Raw genomic sequence first — 15993 nt, 5'->3', positions numbered from 1 at the left:
TACAGGATCAAAGGTATTGATCATCAAACTGAATAGGTTATTACTTTATCAGAGGAGTTTTTATGTAATCCCCGATAACCGGTTTTGGTTATTTTCCAATCAGAGACGGATGAATATCGTTTTAAAGTCCTGAAGGGCCGGCTTGGTACAGGATAGGATAAAATCCGATCAGAAGCGTGAACCGTTTATTCATTCTGCCAGAATGAGTGGTATCCAAAATCCCGACTGAATCATTCTGATTTTTATTTTTGAGTTAAATAATCGGCTGAAAATGATTTTAATACGGTCGAATTTACGTTAAATATAGCAAAAAAATAACAGCAATCAGGTATGCCCTGAAAGACCATAACGATCATAGGCCCGGATAAAACCCGGTGTTTAATGAAAGCAGCCCGCAGAAAGAGGCACCATCGGGTAAAACATGTTTTTAGAGACGAACAGGAAGCAATAAAATGCCGAAGGCTTATCAAAATCCGATCAGCACGAAGAGTTTTAAAGAAATTTAGATCTATTCTTAATACCGGAAATTGAGTTAGGGAACTGCTGTTGTTTTTATAATTGTTTTTGGAACTAAAATATTTTAATATCTGAATTTCAGCGGTTTATGTTGTTGTGATTTTTTTTATCAAAATTATTGATGAGCGTCAGGTTCAGGAATGATGAATCGCTTTCCACGATAAATGCAGACTTCTGTCATTTTACATACCTCAGTTTACCGTAATCATAGGATTGCGGTTCTTTTTTTGCATAAAAAGAATTTAAAACCAAATCTCAATACTATGCTTGATCAGAACAATCAGTCGGTTGCCTTAATGGTAAACGGACATCAGCACCGGCTTGAGCTCAAGCCCTGGGTTTCCCTGCTGGATGCCCTCAGACATACCCTCGACCTTACCGGTACCAAAAAAGGATGCGACCACGGACAGTGTGGCGCGTGCACCGTATTGGTAGACGGCAAAAGGGTCTTAAGCTGCCTGACTTTGGCGGTGATGAAAGACGGATCCGAAGTAACCACCATCGAAGGAATCGGAAGTCCTGACAGTTTACATCCGGTACAGAAAGCGTTCATCGAACATGATGCCTTCCAGTGCGGCTATTGCACGCCCGGACAGATTTGCAGCGCCATCGGTCTCCTTGAAGAAGGGAAAGGCGAAACGAGAGAAGAAGTGCAGGATCTGATGAGTGGAAATCTTTGCCGCTGCGGAGCCAACAGAGGAATTATCAATGCCATCATGGCGGTTAAAAACGAAACGGAATGAACAATTTCTCCTACACCAAAACAAAAGAGATCGCCGATGCGTCGGTATTGCTGAAAGACAATGCCAACCATAAAGCCATTGCAGGCGGAACGAATATCGTCGACCTGATGAAATATTTTGTCGTAGAAGCGGATACGCTGGTCGACATCAACGGAATTCCGGGAATGGATGAATTGTCTGAAACGGAAAACGGCGGGATACGGCTTGGTGCTTTAATGACCAATGCAGCGACCGCTTATCATCCGGTGATCGAACAGAAATATCCTCTACTTTCAAAAACCATTTTGGCGGGCGCCTCCGGACAAATCCGGAATATGGCTACCAACGGTGGTAACCTGCTGCAGAAAACGCGCTGCTATTATTTTTATGATCACTCGGTTCCGTGCAACAAAAGGGAGCCGGGATCAGGATGTCCGGCCGTTAAAGGGTACAACCGCATCCATGCGATCCTGGGACACTCACCGGATTGTATTGCCGTTTTTCCTTCCGATATGTGTGTGGCATTGGCAGCCCTGAATGCAAAGGTGCATGTACAAAGCGCGGAAGGTGAAAGACAGATCGGTTTTGAAGACTTTCACCGGCTGCCGGGAGATACGCCGGAGATCGACAACAACCTGAAACAGGGAGAGATCATCACCGGAATCGAATTGCCTGCTGAAGACTTTTCACAGAATTATTCGTATTTAAAATTAAGAGACCGCAGTTCTTATGCGTTTGCACTGATTTCAGTTGCCACAGCATTTAAAATTGAAAATGACCGGATCACCGAAGCCAGGATCGCTCTAGGCGGAGTTGCCCATAAGCCCTGGCGTAATAAGGAAGCCGAAGGCTACCTTAAAGGAAAAGCACCCTCCAGGGAACACTTTGCCCAGGCTGCCGATCTTATTTTAGCAGAAGCACAAGGGTTTAAGCATAACCGTTTTAAGATTGACCTTGCTAAAAAAGCAATCATCCGCAATTGTATGATGGCCCTGGAACCTGAAACCCAGAGACCGGGTGCAAAACCTTCTTTGTAAGCATCCAAACACCAACCCAAAAATTATTTATGAAAAATTTACCATCGATAGGACAGCCGCACAACCGCCTGGAAGGCGCCCTGAAAGTGACGGGCAGTGCAAAATATGCCGGTGATTACAATGTTGACGGGCTTTTGTACGGTTATGTGGTCAACAGCACCATTACCAAAGGAAAAATTAAAAGCATCGATACTTCTGAAGTGAAAGACCTGGAAGGCATTGTTGAGATTCTCACCCATGAAAACCGTCCTTCCACGGCCTGGTTCGATTTCCAGTATGCCGATATGGATGCACCTCCGGGAACGGTCTTTAAACCTTTAAAAGATAACGTTATCCGTTATAACGGTCAGCCGATTGCGCTTGTGGTTGCCGAAACCTTTGAAATGGCACGCTATGCCGCTGCCAAGATAAAAATAGAATACGAAACGGAAGGCTTTGCCACGGAAATGGCTGCCAATCTTGAAGAAGCCCGTGATCCTAAAAAAGGACTGGCTTCCTTACTGAAACCGCCGCCGCCAAAACCAAAAGGCGATTTCGATACCGCTTATAAAGAATCTTTCGTGAAAACGGACAGCCGGTTCAGCCACGGGACAGAGCATCACAATCCGATGGAACTCTATGCCTCAACAGTGATTTATGAGGGCGAAGGCAAATTGAAAATTTACGATAAAACCCAGGGAACCATCAATTCCCAGATGTATGTTGCCAATGTTTTCGGGCTTAAAATGAAAAACGTACAGGTCATTTCACCGTTTGTAGGCGGGGGATTCGGATCAGGACTCCGGCCGCAGCATCAGCTGTTTATGGCTGTTATGGCTTCGCTGCATTTAAAAAGAAATGTAAGGGTAACCCTTGACCGTGCGCAGATGTACATGATCGGCCACCGTCCGCCAACCTTACAGCATACGAAATTCGGGGCTGATGAAAACGGGAAGGTGAACGCGATATTTCATGAAGCCATCGGGGAGACTTCTCAATTTGAAGACTATGTGGAAATTGTAGTCAATTGGGCCAATATGTTGTATCCGGCTGAAAATACGTTGCTGCAACACAAAATCGTTCCTTTGGATGTTTACAGTCCTCTGGACATGAGGGCACCCGGCGGAAGTACGGGAATGCACGCCATTGAAGTAACGATGGATGAAATTGCTTACCGGCTGAACATCGATCCGGTAGAGCTGAGGCTCATCAATTACTCGATGGTCGATCAGAGCAGTGAAAAGGAATATTCAAGTAAAGAACTGAAGGAATGTTACCTCCGGGGTGCCAAGCAATTCGGATGGGATCAGCGGAACCCGGTTCCCAGGAGCATGAAGCGCGGAAATAAACTGGTCGGCTACGGAATGGCTACCGGAATGTGGGATGCCAACCGGTTACTGGGAAGGGCAGAAGCCATTCTTAAATCCGATGGAAAAGTGGAAGTACAAAGTGCCGTTACCGATATCGGAACGGGAACTTTCACCATCATGACACAGATTGCTGCCGATCAGCTCGGTTTGCCCTTAGAGGATGTTACCTTTTCTTACGCTGACAGTAAAATGGCATTTGCCCCGATCCAGGGAGGTTCCTTTACTACGGCTACCGTGGGTCCGGCAGTAAAGGCAGCCTGCGAAGCACTCAATAAAAAACTGCTGAAAATCGCCGGTTTGATGGAAGGATCTGCCTTTGCCAAAGCAAAGTTTAAAGATGTATCGTTCAAAGATGGCTATATTTTCCTGAAAGACAATCCGGGAACAAAAATCGGTTATGACGAAATTTTAAAGCATAACGATGGAAAAGAAATCCGCACCAAAAATTCGGCAATGCCTAATCCGCTGACTTACGGAAAAAAAGCAAGGGCGGTGCACAGCGCCGTTTTTGTAGAGGTGGAAATCGATGAAGAGTTGGGCGTGATCGAAGTGAAAAGAGCCTTAACGGCAGTTGCCGCCGGAAAAATCATCAATCCTAAAACGGCCGAAAGCCAATTACTGGGAGGGATGATCTGGGGAATCAGCAAAGCGCTCCACGAGGAAACTATTACCGATCATACGCTTGGTAAATATATGAATGACGACCTGGCGGAATACCATATTCCCGTTCATGCGGATATTCATGATTTGCAGGTGTTGTTCGTGGAGGAAGACGACAAGTTCGTAAATGACCTTGGCGTTAAGGGAGTTGGTGAAATCGGGGGAGTAGGCATGCCGCCGGCAATTACCAATGCGGTTTACCACGCTACCGGCAAAAGGATTTACGACCTGCCGATCCATTTTGATTATCTGCTTGAATAATCTTTCGATATAAAATAATTAACAGAAACGGGCTTCGGTCCGTTTTTTTTATGAACGATATTAAGACTATTACAAATTTTTGTACATCACAGCGATTTAACACATAAATCACATCAGATGTAATTTCCTGGTGGCTGTGCGCAGTCAAGCCCGTATATTTTAGAGCAGATCAGATTAAAAATCATTGATTTTTAATCTTTGCACTTAATTTTCGCGGTTCCATTTTAAAACAACAGATTTACGCAGGTTTTCACAGATCATCATATGGCTTCGGCTCTGCTCAGCTACCGGAACAGCCGTTGTTTAATCACAGCAAATAAAAATCTTGATTTTTTTTTAAAGCTTCTGTGAACTTATTACCATAATGCATTTAACTTTTTAAACAGCATTAATCTCTTTTGTGGTAAAATAATCTGTTAGGGATGGTGGAGATGATAATAGTGGCACAGTATCTTATTCTTTCCTGAACTGTGTCACCAGTCCGGAAATTCTTTGAACCGCCACATCAATTTCTTCTTTCGTATTGCCTTTTCCAAGGCTGAACCGGAGGGAGCATAAAGCATCTTCATCATTTAGTCCCAAACCTTTCAGGACATGCGATGGCTCAGTAGTTACAGACGAGCAGGCCGATCCGCTGGACACTGAAATATGTTGCAGGGAGAGGATCATCTGTTCTGAAAATACGTTTTTAAAAAGTATATTTGAAGTATTGAAAATGCGGTGTTCAACAGAACCGTTGACGGCAGTTCCTTCAATTTCCAGTAATTTGTTTTCCAGATGCCCGCGGAGGGATTTTACGTAAGTGGCGTCGTGATCCATCCTTTTATTTGCGATCTCGCAGGCTTTGGCCATCCCGATGATCCCTGGAACATTCAATGTGCCGCTCCTCCTGTTTTTCTGCTGGCCGCCACCGGTAATCTGTGCTTCCAGATATTTCCTGACGCTTTTTGAGATATAGAGGCCACCGACTCCTTTCGGCCCATAAAACTTATGCGCGGAAAAAGCCATCAGGTCAATGCCCAGCTCGTGGACATCCACAGGGATTTTACCTACGGCCTGGGTGGCATCACACAGCAGGAAAGCCCCTTTGGCATGGACCATTTCACTGATTTTTTTGATATTCTGAATGGTACCGGTCTCGTTATTCACCAGCATGATGCTTACCAGAAGGGTTTGATCCGTAATCGCTTCTTCGAACCTCTCCCAATCAATCAGGCCATCGTTTTGAACAGGAAGAATGGAGCAGGCTAAATTATTTTTAACTGCATGATCGGTTACTGTATCCAGGACTGCCTTATGTTCGGTACATAAGGTGATGAGATGATCCCTCTTACCGTTCGAAATTCCTCTTACTGCAAGGTTAATGGATTCGGTAGCACCTGAAGTAAATACCATTTCATCTGGTTTGCCTCCGATAAAATCAGCTACCTGCCAGCAGGCATTTTCAATTAATTCATTTACGGTCAGTCCGGCCAGATGGCTGCTGCCCGGATTTTGGTAATATTCCGTAAAAAAAGGGAGCATGGCCTGCAATACTTCTTCGTCAAGCCGGGTGGTCGCATTATAATCGAGATAAATGGTTGGGGGAGTCATATCAAAATTAGAAATTGTTCAGATGTACTATAAATATACGAAATCCTTTTGTAAGATGAGGTTCCGAAATCGTGAAGCAGGATTAACGCGTACTTTTATCCTCATTAAAATCATTATAAATACCATATAACTACCTTATTTCACTGGGTTTTGATTACGATCAATAATATTGTTGGGCATTGTCTCTATCTTCGGTCCGGGAAAATATAAATACACCACCAAACAGCAAAAAACAATGAATCCAAAAAGAAAATTACTCATTATCGGCGGTAATGAAGACAAAAAAGAAAACCGGGTTTCCATTGAAGATGATAATAAGAATTTTTCTCCTTATCAGATCCTGAAACTTCTCGTTAGTCATCATGACGACCGTATCGAAGTCATTACCTCAGCCAGCTCGGAACCGGAAAGTATGCGTGAAAGCTATGCGGAGACTTTTTCCGAAACAGGTTTTACCAATGTGGGATATATTCATTTGTCTGAAGAGAATGCGGGAAAATATTACAACCGGATCGTAGCAGCCAGAACGGTATTTTTTAACGGCGGAGATCAGAATAGGATCTGTAAGGAAATCAGGGAGACTCCCATTACACCATTGCTTATCGAAAAATATATTCATGAAGAAGGTTTTATGATAGCAGGCACAAGTGCGGGAGCGATGTGTATGCCGCAACACATTATCTGTGATGCGCTGGATGAAGAAGCCATACTGGAAAATGACCTGACTCTGGGTTCCGGTCTTGGCCTGATAAAAAACTGTATTGTGGATACGCATTTTATGAACCGGGGAAGGATCGGAAGGCTGGCCCATGCCATAACCATGCAGAGGGACTGCCTGGGGATCGGACTGGGTGAAGATACGGCACTGCTTATTGAGAGCGGAACCCATGCCGTCTGCAGAGGCTCGGGAATGGCCGTGGTTCTGAATCCGCACAACATTCAGCATACCAACTGCGGATCGGTGGAGAAAGGGGAGCCGGTCTTTATTGATAACATCATCATGAGCATGCTGACAGACGGATGCCGGATCAATCTGTCTTCCGGACAGCTGGAAAATATTCAGACATTAAAAAACAATTGCGGGTAGAATAATTCCGATTTTCCTGATCTTTATGCACGCAGCCATACATCACCCGGTCGCTGATTTTTCAGGCAGACTTGTGACCATAATCATAAAATGCTATAGATTGAATTAAAAATAAATGATGAAAGCCTTATTGTTATTATTGATCGCTTGCGGAAACCTTTTGACTGCTCAGCTGCTGACCGTCAATAATCTCCGCAATTCAACCTCCGGCCCGCTCCGGAATCTGGATGCCAGGCTGAAAGCCCATTTTAATCTGGAAAGAAACCCGGATATGGAAGATCCCGGAAACCGCGTATATGCCGCTTCAGACCGGGACGTCAGCCATTTTAAAGTGCTTACCGTATTTACGGATGCCAGAAATTGCCTGGCACTTTCACTGGTTACACATGATAAGGAAGAAATAGAGCCGTTTCATAACGATTTGCTCAAGGAAGGTTTTATGCTGGAAAAATACAGAGATCTTCAGGGAAACCCGGGTATCAACTATATCAGAGAACAGATTATAGTGACAATTAAAAACATAAATGCCGGTGTTCCTGCTCACCAGGTAATCTGGAGGTGCCGTTGAATAGTTTGAAAGCAGGGATTGTCAGTTTGATTTTAAACTACAAAATATTGAAGAAAGCGAAGTACAAGTCTTTTATTTTTCAGTTGTTTTAGTTTCAGGATGAAGAGTCTGAGTATGTTTGGTTTAACAGATACGGATTATGGTTATTCTTTTATTCTTAATATGAATAACTTAATTGAATAGATTTGAAATATCAGGTAATTTTTTTTAATTTTACCTAAAAATACAACAATAATCACTATATGGTTATATCTGAAGAAATTTTATTGGAACATGGAGGGATGGTGCAGGATTTTGCGCTGGATGAATTTATTTTTAAGGAAGGTGGTTTTGCACAGTATTATTTTCAAATAAAAGCCGGCGTAGTGAAAATCAATAACTTTTTTGAAGACGGTAAAGAATTTGTCCACGGTTTTCCCTTTGAGGGCCATTGTTTTGGTGAGACCTATCTTCTTACCGATAAGCAGTACGCCGTTAATGCCATAGCGGTTACCGACTGTACCATCATCAAACTGGATAAAAAAGCATACCTTAATCTTATCCATCAGCAGCCGAACATCTTTTTTAAAGTCAGCCGCTACAGTGCTGAACGTCTGCATTTCCGTTACGTCATTTCTTCTTTCCTGGCGATTCTCGATCCGCAGATCAGGATCCAGAAGCTCCTGGACCACCTGAAGGGCTATTTCGGCTACAATGAAAGATACAGCTTCCTGGTCCCCTTTACCCGGTCTCAGCTGGCCTCTCTCACCGGCATGCGGGTAGAAACCCTGATCCGTACGGTAAAGAAAATGGAAAAGCTGAACCTCCTTAAAATCGACAATACCAAAATTTATTACTAGAAATGCAGGGAAAAAAAACTAATACTCAATCCAATTAAAAAATCCGTCGGTTTTCAGAATGATCCGAAATTCAATCTGAAAAATCAAGATTCGGACATCGTAATTCTTATCTGGCTCATCCATTGGAAATCAATTGTTTGTAACTCTCTTTTGAATTAATGAATATTGTAAATAAAATGAATTCATTATAAGATTTCATCAGCTTAAACGAATAAATTTTATTAAAAATACGGTATCTGTCAAAATTAATTATACATTTGTATTATTAAATATCAAAATGAATTACACGATTATTATTATTGTCATTTCTATCATTACCGGACTTCCGGTGATGGGTAATGGCTCGTGATAATCTGTTGAAACTACATAGCACAAACCATTCTCATCACGGGAATGGTTTTTTTATTCCCTGAAATTTAAAAATAGAATATAAAAAAACAGGATAATATGTATTACAGTGATGACAGCATTCTCTTTTTCGATGGAGACTATATGAAAGCAAAAGATGCGAAAACCGATTTATACGGGCAATCCCTACACTATGGCTATGCGGTTTTCGAAGGAATCAAATCCTATAAAACCGCGCATGGTACCCGGATTTTCAAGGCAAAGGAACATTACGACCGGCTCAGGAGATCTGCCGAAGCCATGCTCATGCCATTCAGGTATTCTACGGAGGAGATGGTAGACGCTACCTATAGACTTCTGGAGATGAATCAGCTTGAAAATGCGTACATCCGTCCGATTGTTATCTGTTCACCCAATATGGCCCTTTCCAAAGGTCAGAAAAGTTATCTGGTGATCGAAGTCTGGAACTGGGACAACGGTTATTTAGCCAATAAAATGAGGATTATGACTTCCTCTTTCCAGCGCCCGAATCCCAAAGCGTTTAAGGTGGAAGCCAAAGTAAGCGGCCACTATGTAAACTCCATCCTGGCCTGCCAGGAAGCCAAGGACAGAGGTTTTGATGAAGCCCTGGTACTGGACGAAAACGGAAATGTAGCGGAAAGTTCCGGTGCCAATGTTTTCTTCGAAAAAGACGGTACGATTTTCACCCCGGCCAAAGGAAATATCCTTCCCGGAATTACCCGGGCCACCGTCCTTGAAATCTGCAAAGAACTGGGAATCCCCACCATGGAAAAATTCTTCAGGCCGGACGAAATGCAGGGCGCCGATGCCGGATTTTTCTGCGGTACGGCAGCCGAGATCGTAGCCCTGGATTCTTTAGACAACGTTCCTTTCGTTCTGGATTGGGAACATAGCCTGTCTGCCAAAATACAGCAGGCCTACCGCCATCTGGTGCTTGAAGAAGATTATGCTTACCTGAAAACCCAACCGCAATATGTGTAATACGGAACTCAATAAATATTCAAAAACCCTGACGAAAGACCCGACGCAGCCTGCAACCCAGGCCATGTTTTACGGGATCGGTTTTCAGAAGGAAGATTTCGATAAAGCGCAGATCGGAATCGCCAGCATGGGGTACGATGGCAACACCTGCAACATGCACCTCAACGGATTGGCTGAAATGGTAAAAACAGGTGTAAAAGATCAGGATCTGGTCGGACTGATGTTCCACACCATCGGGATCAGCGACGGAATGACCAACGGGACGGACGGCATGCGGTATTCACTCGTCAGCCGCGACATCATCGCCGATTCCATCGAGACCGTTTGTGCAGGACAGTATTACGACGGGCTGATTACGGTGCCGGGCTGCGACAAAAACATGCCGGGTTCCCTGATCGCCATGGCAAGACTGGACCGCCCTTCGATCATGGTATACGGTGGCAGCATTGCCCCGGGCCATCATAAAGGCGAAGATCTGAGCATCGTTTCCGCTTTTGAAGCATTGGGAAATAAAATCGCAGGCAGGATCTCCGAAGAAGATTTTCAGGGTGTGATCCGGAATTCCTGCCCGGGTGCAGGCGCCTGTGGAGGAATGTACACCGCGAATACCATGGCTTCTGCCATCGAAGCTCTGGGAATGAGCCTGCCGTATTCTTCTTCTTATCCTGCGCTGAGCCGGGAGAAAAAAGAAGAATGCCGTTTTGCCGGACATTACATCAGGATCCTTCTGGAAAAAGACATCAAACCATCGGATATCATGACCCCGGAAGCTTTTGAAAATGCACTGCGGCTGATCATGATCTTAGGCGGCAGCACCAATGCCGTTCTTCATTTTATTGCTATTGCCAAAGCTATCGGTTATGCCCTTACCCTGGACGATTTCCAGCGCATCAGCAATCAAACGCCTTTCCTGGCAGATCTTAAGCCCAGCGGAAAATACCTTATGGAAGACCTGCACAAAGCAGGCGGCGTTCCGGCAGTCATGAAATACCTGCTGGATCTGGGTTTGCTTCACGGCGATTGCCTGACGGTAACCGGCAAAACGGTGGCGGAAAATCTGGAACACGTAACGTCCATTATCGACAGAGAGCAGCATATTATCCGTGATATTAAGAACCCGATCAAGGAAACCGGGCATATCCGCATCATGTATGGAAACCTTGCTGAAAAAGGATCGGTAGCTAAGATCACAGGAAAAGAAGGAAGCTATTTCCGGGGAACGGCAATTGTTTTTGACGGAGAAAAAGAATTCATCAAAGGTATCGAAGACGGGAAGATCCGGGAAGGAAATGTCGTGGTGATTAAAAATGAAGGACCGAAAGGCGCACCCGGAATGCCGGAAATGCTGAAGCCGACTTCTGCCCTGATGGGCAGCGGGTTGGGAAAAAACGTAGCATTGATTACAGACGGCCGGTTTTCTGGAGGAACCCACGGTTTTGTCGTCGGGCACATCACCCCTGAAGCATTCTGTGGCGGACTGATCGGACTGGTCAAAGACGGTGATATCATCGAATTGGATGCCGAAAAAAATACCATCAATGCCTTATTGTCTGATGAGGAACTGGCCGCAAGAAAGGCAGGATTTCAGCAGCCCGATTATAAAGTCAGGAAAGGAATCCTTTACAAATACGCAAAGTCGGTAGCGGATGCCTCAGAGGGCTGTGTTACAGATTTATAAGTTTCAGGAAATAGGTTAATAGGCTGGGCGCAGGAAGCTGGATGCCGGAAGTTTTTCCTGCCATTATCAACTTTATTTTTTTAAATAAACTCAGGAAACACAACGGAATATTGTTTTTCTGTTATTGAATAAATTTTCTGGGATTCCCTTAAAAATTAGCAGCCGAACCAAATCAGTCTTCGACGGTCTTTGTGAAGGCTTAACTATTTATTGTTTAAAACAACAAAAAATGAATACAATCCTATCAAAAACAGAAAATAAGCAGGCACCGCAACAGGAAACGGTAGAGTTATCCGGTTCAAGGGCACTGCTGGAAACTTTGCTGGCGGAGAATGTAGACACGGTTTTCGGGTATCCCGGCGGAGCCATCATGCCGATCTATGATGCATTGTATGATTATTCCGGGAAGCTGAAGCATATTCTGGTCCGACACGAGCAGGGGGCCATCCATGCGGCCCAGGGGTTTGCCCGGACCTCCGGAAAAACAGGAGTGGTCTTTGCCACCAGCGGGCCGGGAGCGACTAACCTGGTCACCGGTCTTGCCGATGCGATGATTGACAGCAACCCGCTGGTATGTATTACCGGGCAGGTATTTGCTTCGCTGCTGGGAACGGATGCTTTCCAGGAGACCGATGTCATCAACATTACCGCACCCGTCACCAAATGGAACTACCAGGTGACTGATGCTACTGAAATCCCGGAAGCCATTGCCAAAGCCTTTCATATTGCGGCAACCGGCCGGCCCGGCCCGGTCCTGATCGATATTACCAAAAACGCGCAGCTGCAGCTGTTTGAATATGAAGGATATAAAAAATGCAGCTATATCCGCAGTTACCGTCCGGAGCCGGAGATCCGAAACGAGTACATAGAACGGGCGGCAGAACTGATCAATCAGGCAAAAAAGCCGTTTGTGGTGTTTGGCCAGGGCGTAATTCTCGGAAAAGCGGAAGAAGAATTCAAAGCGTTTATTGAAAAAGTAAACCTTCCCGCAGCGGCAACGGTAATGGGGTTGAGCGCGCTGCCGACCGGCCATCAACTTCATGTCGGGATGCTGGGCATGCACGGCAATTACGCTCCGAACGTCATGACCAACGAATGTGATGTGCTGATTGCCGTAGGCATGCGCTTCGACGACCGGGTAACCGGCCGTCTCGACAAGTACGCCAGACAGGCGAAAGTTATTCATCTTGATATTGATCCTGCTGAAATCGATAAAAATGTAAAGACCACCGTTCCGGTCTGGGGCAACTGCAAAAAGACGCTTCCGATGCTTACGGCACTTCTTCAGGAAAATGACCATTCAGAATGGCTACAGAAATTCCGCGAGCTGGAAAAAGAGGAGGTGAAGGAAGTTATTCAGAACGAACTGAATCCTGTTACGGATACCCTGACCATGGGCGAAGTGATCCGGATATTAAACGAACTGACAAACGGCGATGCCATCATTGCCACCGATGTCGGGCAGCATCAGATGGTTTCCTGTCGGTATGCCCGGTTCAATAATTCCAGATCCAGTGTGACCTCAGGAGGTCTTGGAACGATGGGGTTTGGATTGCCTGCCGCGATCGGCGCATGGTACGGAGCTCCGGAGAAAACGGTCGTGGCCATCATCGGCGACGGCGGATTCCAGATGACCCTTCAGGAACTGGGTACGATCATGCAGTTCGGTGCGAAAGTAAAAATCCTGATCCTCAACAATGAATTCCTAGGAATGGTAAGACAGTGGCAGCAGCTCTTCCACGACAGACGTTATTCCTTCGTCAACATCACCAGTCCCGATTTCGTTGCCGTAGCCAAAGGCTACTACATCGATGGACAGAGGATTTCAGAAAGAAAAGACCTGAAAAGCGCAGTAGAAACCATGCTTGATCATGACGGGGCTTATCTTCTGGAAGTAATGGTCGGGAAAGAAAACAACGTCTTCCCGATGGTTACCCAGGGTTCATCCGTTTCGGAAATCCGTTTAAAATAAAACCATCCGAAAGAAATTCAAACTGTTAAGACAGCATAGAGAAGTCAGGGAATATTTATACCTAAACCTAAACCTAAACCTAAACCTAAACCTTAGCCTTAACCTCAACCTCAACCTAAATCATTTATTCATGGAAAAAAAAGAATTCACCATCACCTTATATACGGAAAACTCGGTTGGGCTCATTGGCCGGATTGCCGGAATCTTTTCCCGCCGGAAGATCAATATCGAAAGCCTGAACACCTCGCCTTCGGAAGTGGAAGGTATCCACCGGTTTACCCTGGTGATTACCGAAAGTGAAGAAATCGTCAGAAAGCTCTGCCGGCAGCTGGAGAAGCAGGTGGATGTCATGAAGGCTTACTTTAATACCGATGATGAAATCGTGTGGCAGGAGCAGGCACTTTACAAAGTTCCGGCAGAGGTTGTGACCGAGAAAGTCTATGTGGAAAGGTTGCTCCGTCAGTACGGCGCGTCTACGGTCGTAATCCGTCAGGACTACATCGTTTTTGAAACTGCCGGGCACCGTGAGGAAATAGACCGGCTGACCGAAGAGCTCAACAAATACGGGCTCATCGAATTTGTGCGCGGGGCAAGAATTGCCATCATCAAAAACAGTGCGGGCATCCACCAGAAAGTCCTGCAGTTCGAAAACCGCGCGCCTTCCCCGACTATTGTTGAAAATGAGTTCCTGGATCAACGGGACCACGTTTTTACCATGTAAAATAAAAAACGATGTCAAAAAGTTCCGGATGATTTCGGGACGGGTGTTATAAATAAACTTTGTCAAGGATTTCAACTTTGACAAAGTAAAGTTTGTCAAAATCAGTGATCAATCATTATTTATCATTGATCAATTATTAATTACAATCATCATTCAACATGTCAAATTATTTCAATACCCTGTCACTCAGAGAGCAGCTTCACCAATTGGGACAGGCGGAATTTATGGACGGCTCGGAATTCTCCGACGGCGTTGCTGCTCTAAAAGGAAAAAAGATCGTTATCATAGGCTGCGGTGCCCAGGGTCTGAACCAGGGTCTGAACCTGCGGGACAGCGGGCTGGATGTTTCTTATACGCTGCGTTATGACGCGATCGATCAAAAAAGGGATTCCTGGAAAAATGCAACCGAAAATAATTTCAGGGTCGGAACCTATGAAGAACTCGTTCCCACCGCAGACCTGGTGATCAACCTGACGCCGGACAAGCAGCATACTGCCGTGATCAATGCCGTTCAGCCTCTTATGAAACAAGGTGCCACGCTGTCATATTCTCACGGCTTTAATATTGTGGAAGAAGGAATGCAGATCCGAAAGGACCTGACCGTCATTATGGTCGCCCCGAAATGCCCGGGCTCCGAAGTCCGTGCCGAATACCTGCGGGGATTCGGGGTTCCGACCCTGATTGCCGTGCATCCCGAGAATGACCCTCAGGGAAAAGGCTGGGCTGAAGCCAAAGCCTATTGTGCCGCAACCGGCGGTCATAAAGCCGGGGTTTTAAAATCCTCTTTCGTGGCCGAAGTGAAATCGGATCTGATGGGCGAACAGACGATTCTGTGCGGACTGCTGCAGACCGGTTCTATCCTTTCATTCGATAAGATGTTGGAGAAAGGAATTGAACCGGGATATGCGTCCAGACTGGTGCAGTACGGTGTTGAGGTGATTACCGAGGCCCTTAAACATGGCGGGGTAAGTGGCATGCTCGATCGGTTATCCAATCCTGCCAAAGTCAAAGCATTTGAATTGTCGGAAGAACTTAAAGAAATTATGCGTCCCCTGTTTCAGAAACATCAGGACGATATCATCTCCGGCGAATTTTCCAAAACCATGATGCAAGACTGGGCCGCCGGCGATGCTAACCTTTTGAAATGGCGTGCAGAAACCGGGGAGACGGCCTTCGAAAAAACGCCTGCCGGAGAGACGAAAATCGGCGAACAGGAATATTTCGACCATTACCTGCTGATGTCGGCTTTTATCAGGGCCGGTGTAGAACTGGCTTTTGAAACCATGGTAGCAGCAGGGATCAGACCCGAATCCGCTTACTACGAATCCCTGCACGAAGTACCGCTTATTGCGAATACCATTGCGCGGAAAAAATTATTCGAGATGAACCGCGTCATTTCCGACACGGCAGAATACGGCTGTTACCTGTTCGATCAGGCCTGTAAACCGCTGTTGGCAGACTTTATGAAAAAGATGGACACCGATGTGGCCGGAAAGGATTTTAATGAAGGGAAAGACCATACGGTAGACAATGCGCAATTGGTGCAGGTGAATGAAATATTGAGAAACCATCCGGTAGAAGTGGTGGGCAGGAAACTGCGCCGGGCCATGACGGCCATGAAATCGATCAGAACCGTTTAA

12 protein-coding genes are annotated in these 15993 nt (G+C 45.5%); 11 read left to right on the top strand and 1 reads right to left on the bottom strand.

The window, feature by feature from the left end:
• The first annotated feature begins 779 nt into the window (after positions 1-779).
• Genes CHA01nite_RS05800 through CHA01nite_RS05790 form a run of 3 tightly spaced genes read left to right on the top strand, consistent with a single transcriptional unit; the run spans position 780 to position 4545 of the window.
• The gene (locus CHA01nite_RS05800) at positions 780-1259 is read left to right on the top strand and encodes a (2Fe-2S)-binding protein (RefSeq protein ID WP_146940365.1); all 480 of its coding nucleotides are present in this window, start codon (positions 780-782) and stop codon (positions 1257-1259) included.
• The gene (locus CHA01nite_RS05795) at positions 1256-2275 is read left to right on the top strand and encodes an FAD binding domain-containing protein (protein ID WP_146940364.1); all 1020 of its coding nucleotides are present in this window, start codon (positions 1256-1258) and stop codon (positions 2273-2275) included. The genes CHA01nite_RS05800 and CHA01nite_RS05795 overlap by 4 nt, the downstream gene beginning before the upstream one ends.
• Before the next feature lie 29 nt (positions 2276-2304).
• Positions 2305-4545, top strand: coding sequence for a xanthine dehydrogenase family protein molybdopterin-binding subunit (locus tag CHA01nite_RS05790; RefSeq protein ID WP_146940363.1), 2241 nt, complete (start codon positions 2305-2307; stop codon positions 4543-4545).
• Between the two features lie 453 nt (positions 4546-4998).
• Here the strand turns inward: CHA01nite_RS05790 and CHA01nite_RS05785 are convergent, their stop codons facing one another.
• On the bottom strand, positions 4999-6138 hold the full coding sequence (locus CHA01nite_RS05785) for a cysteine desulfurase family protein (RefSeq protein ID WP_146940362.1): 1140 nt from the start codon (positions 6136-6138) through the stop codon (positions 4999-5001).
• Positions 6139-6373: 235 nt separating this feature from the next.
• Between CHA01nite_RS05785 and CHA01nite_RS05780 the strand changes: the two genes are divergently transcribed.
• The 8 genes from CHA01nite_RS05780 to ilvC all read left to right on the top strand — a co-directional run bounded on the left by CHA01nite_RS05780 (position 6374) and on the right by ilvC (position 15993).
• A complete protein-coding gene (locus tag CHA01nite_RS05780; RefSeq protein WP_146940361.1) occupies positions 6374-7225 on the top strand; it encodes a cyanophycinase in 852 nt (283 codons plus the stop codon).
• Positions 7226-7340: 115 nt separating this feature from the next.
• Positions 7341-7793: a hypothetical protein gene (locus CHA01nite_RS05775; protein ID WP_146940360.1), complete on the top strand. Its 453-nt coding sequence runs from the start codon at positions 7341-7343 to the stop codon at positions 7791-7793.
• Positions 7794-8035: 242 nt separating this feature from the next.
• Positions 8036-8632 (top strand): Crp/Fnr family transcriptional regulator, encoded by a 597-nt coding sequence (locus CHA01nite_RS05770; protein WP_146940359.1) that lies wholly within the window; start codon positions 8036-8038, stop codon positions 8630-8632.
• Between the two features lie 447 nt (positions 8633-9079).
• Positions 9080-9982 (top strand): branched-chain-amino-acid transaminase, encoded by a 903-nt coding sequence (gene ilvE, locus CHA01nite_RS05765; protein ID WP_146940358.1) that lies wholly within the window; start codon positions 9080-9082, stop codon positions 9980-9982.
• Complete coding sequence (gene ilvD, locus CHA01nite_RS05760; RefSeq protein WP_146940357.1) at positions 9975-11660, top strand: dihydroxy-acid dehydratase; 1686 nt, start codon at positions 9975-9977, stop codon at positions 11658-11660. The genes ilvE and ilvD overlap by 8 nt, the downstream gene beginning before the upstream one ends.
• Positions 11661-11889: 229 nt before the next feature.
• A complete protein-coding gene (ilvB, locus tag CHA01nite_RS05755; protein ID WP_146940356.1) occupies positions 11890-13632 on the top strand; it encodes a biosynthetic-type acetolactate synthase large subunit in 1743 nt (580 codons plus the stop codon).
• A 130-nt stretch (positions 13633-13762) separates the two neighbouring features.
• Entirely contained in the window at positions 13763-14353 is a 591-nt protein-coding gene (ilvN, locus tag CHA01nite_RS05750) for an acetolactate synthase small subunit (protein WP_146940355.1), read from the top strand.
• 158 nt (positions 14354-14511) lie between these two features.
• Positions 14512-15993 (top strand): ketol-acid reductoisomerase, encoded by a 1482-nt coding sequence (gene ilvC / locus CHA01nite_RS05745; RefSeq protein WP_146940354.1) that lies wholly within the window; start codon positions 14512-14514, stop codon positions 15991-15993.

Source organism: Chryseobacterium hagamense (assembly GCF_007991455.1).
In the GTDB taxonomy this organism is placed as follows: domain Bacteria; phylum Bacteroidota; class Bacteroidia; order Flavobacteriales; family Weeksellaceae; genus Chryseobacterium; species Chryseobacterium hagamense.
The sequence above is the reverse complement of the archived record's forward strand: the minus strand, read 5'-3'. Positions and strand labels throughout refer to the sequence as shown.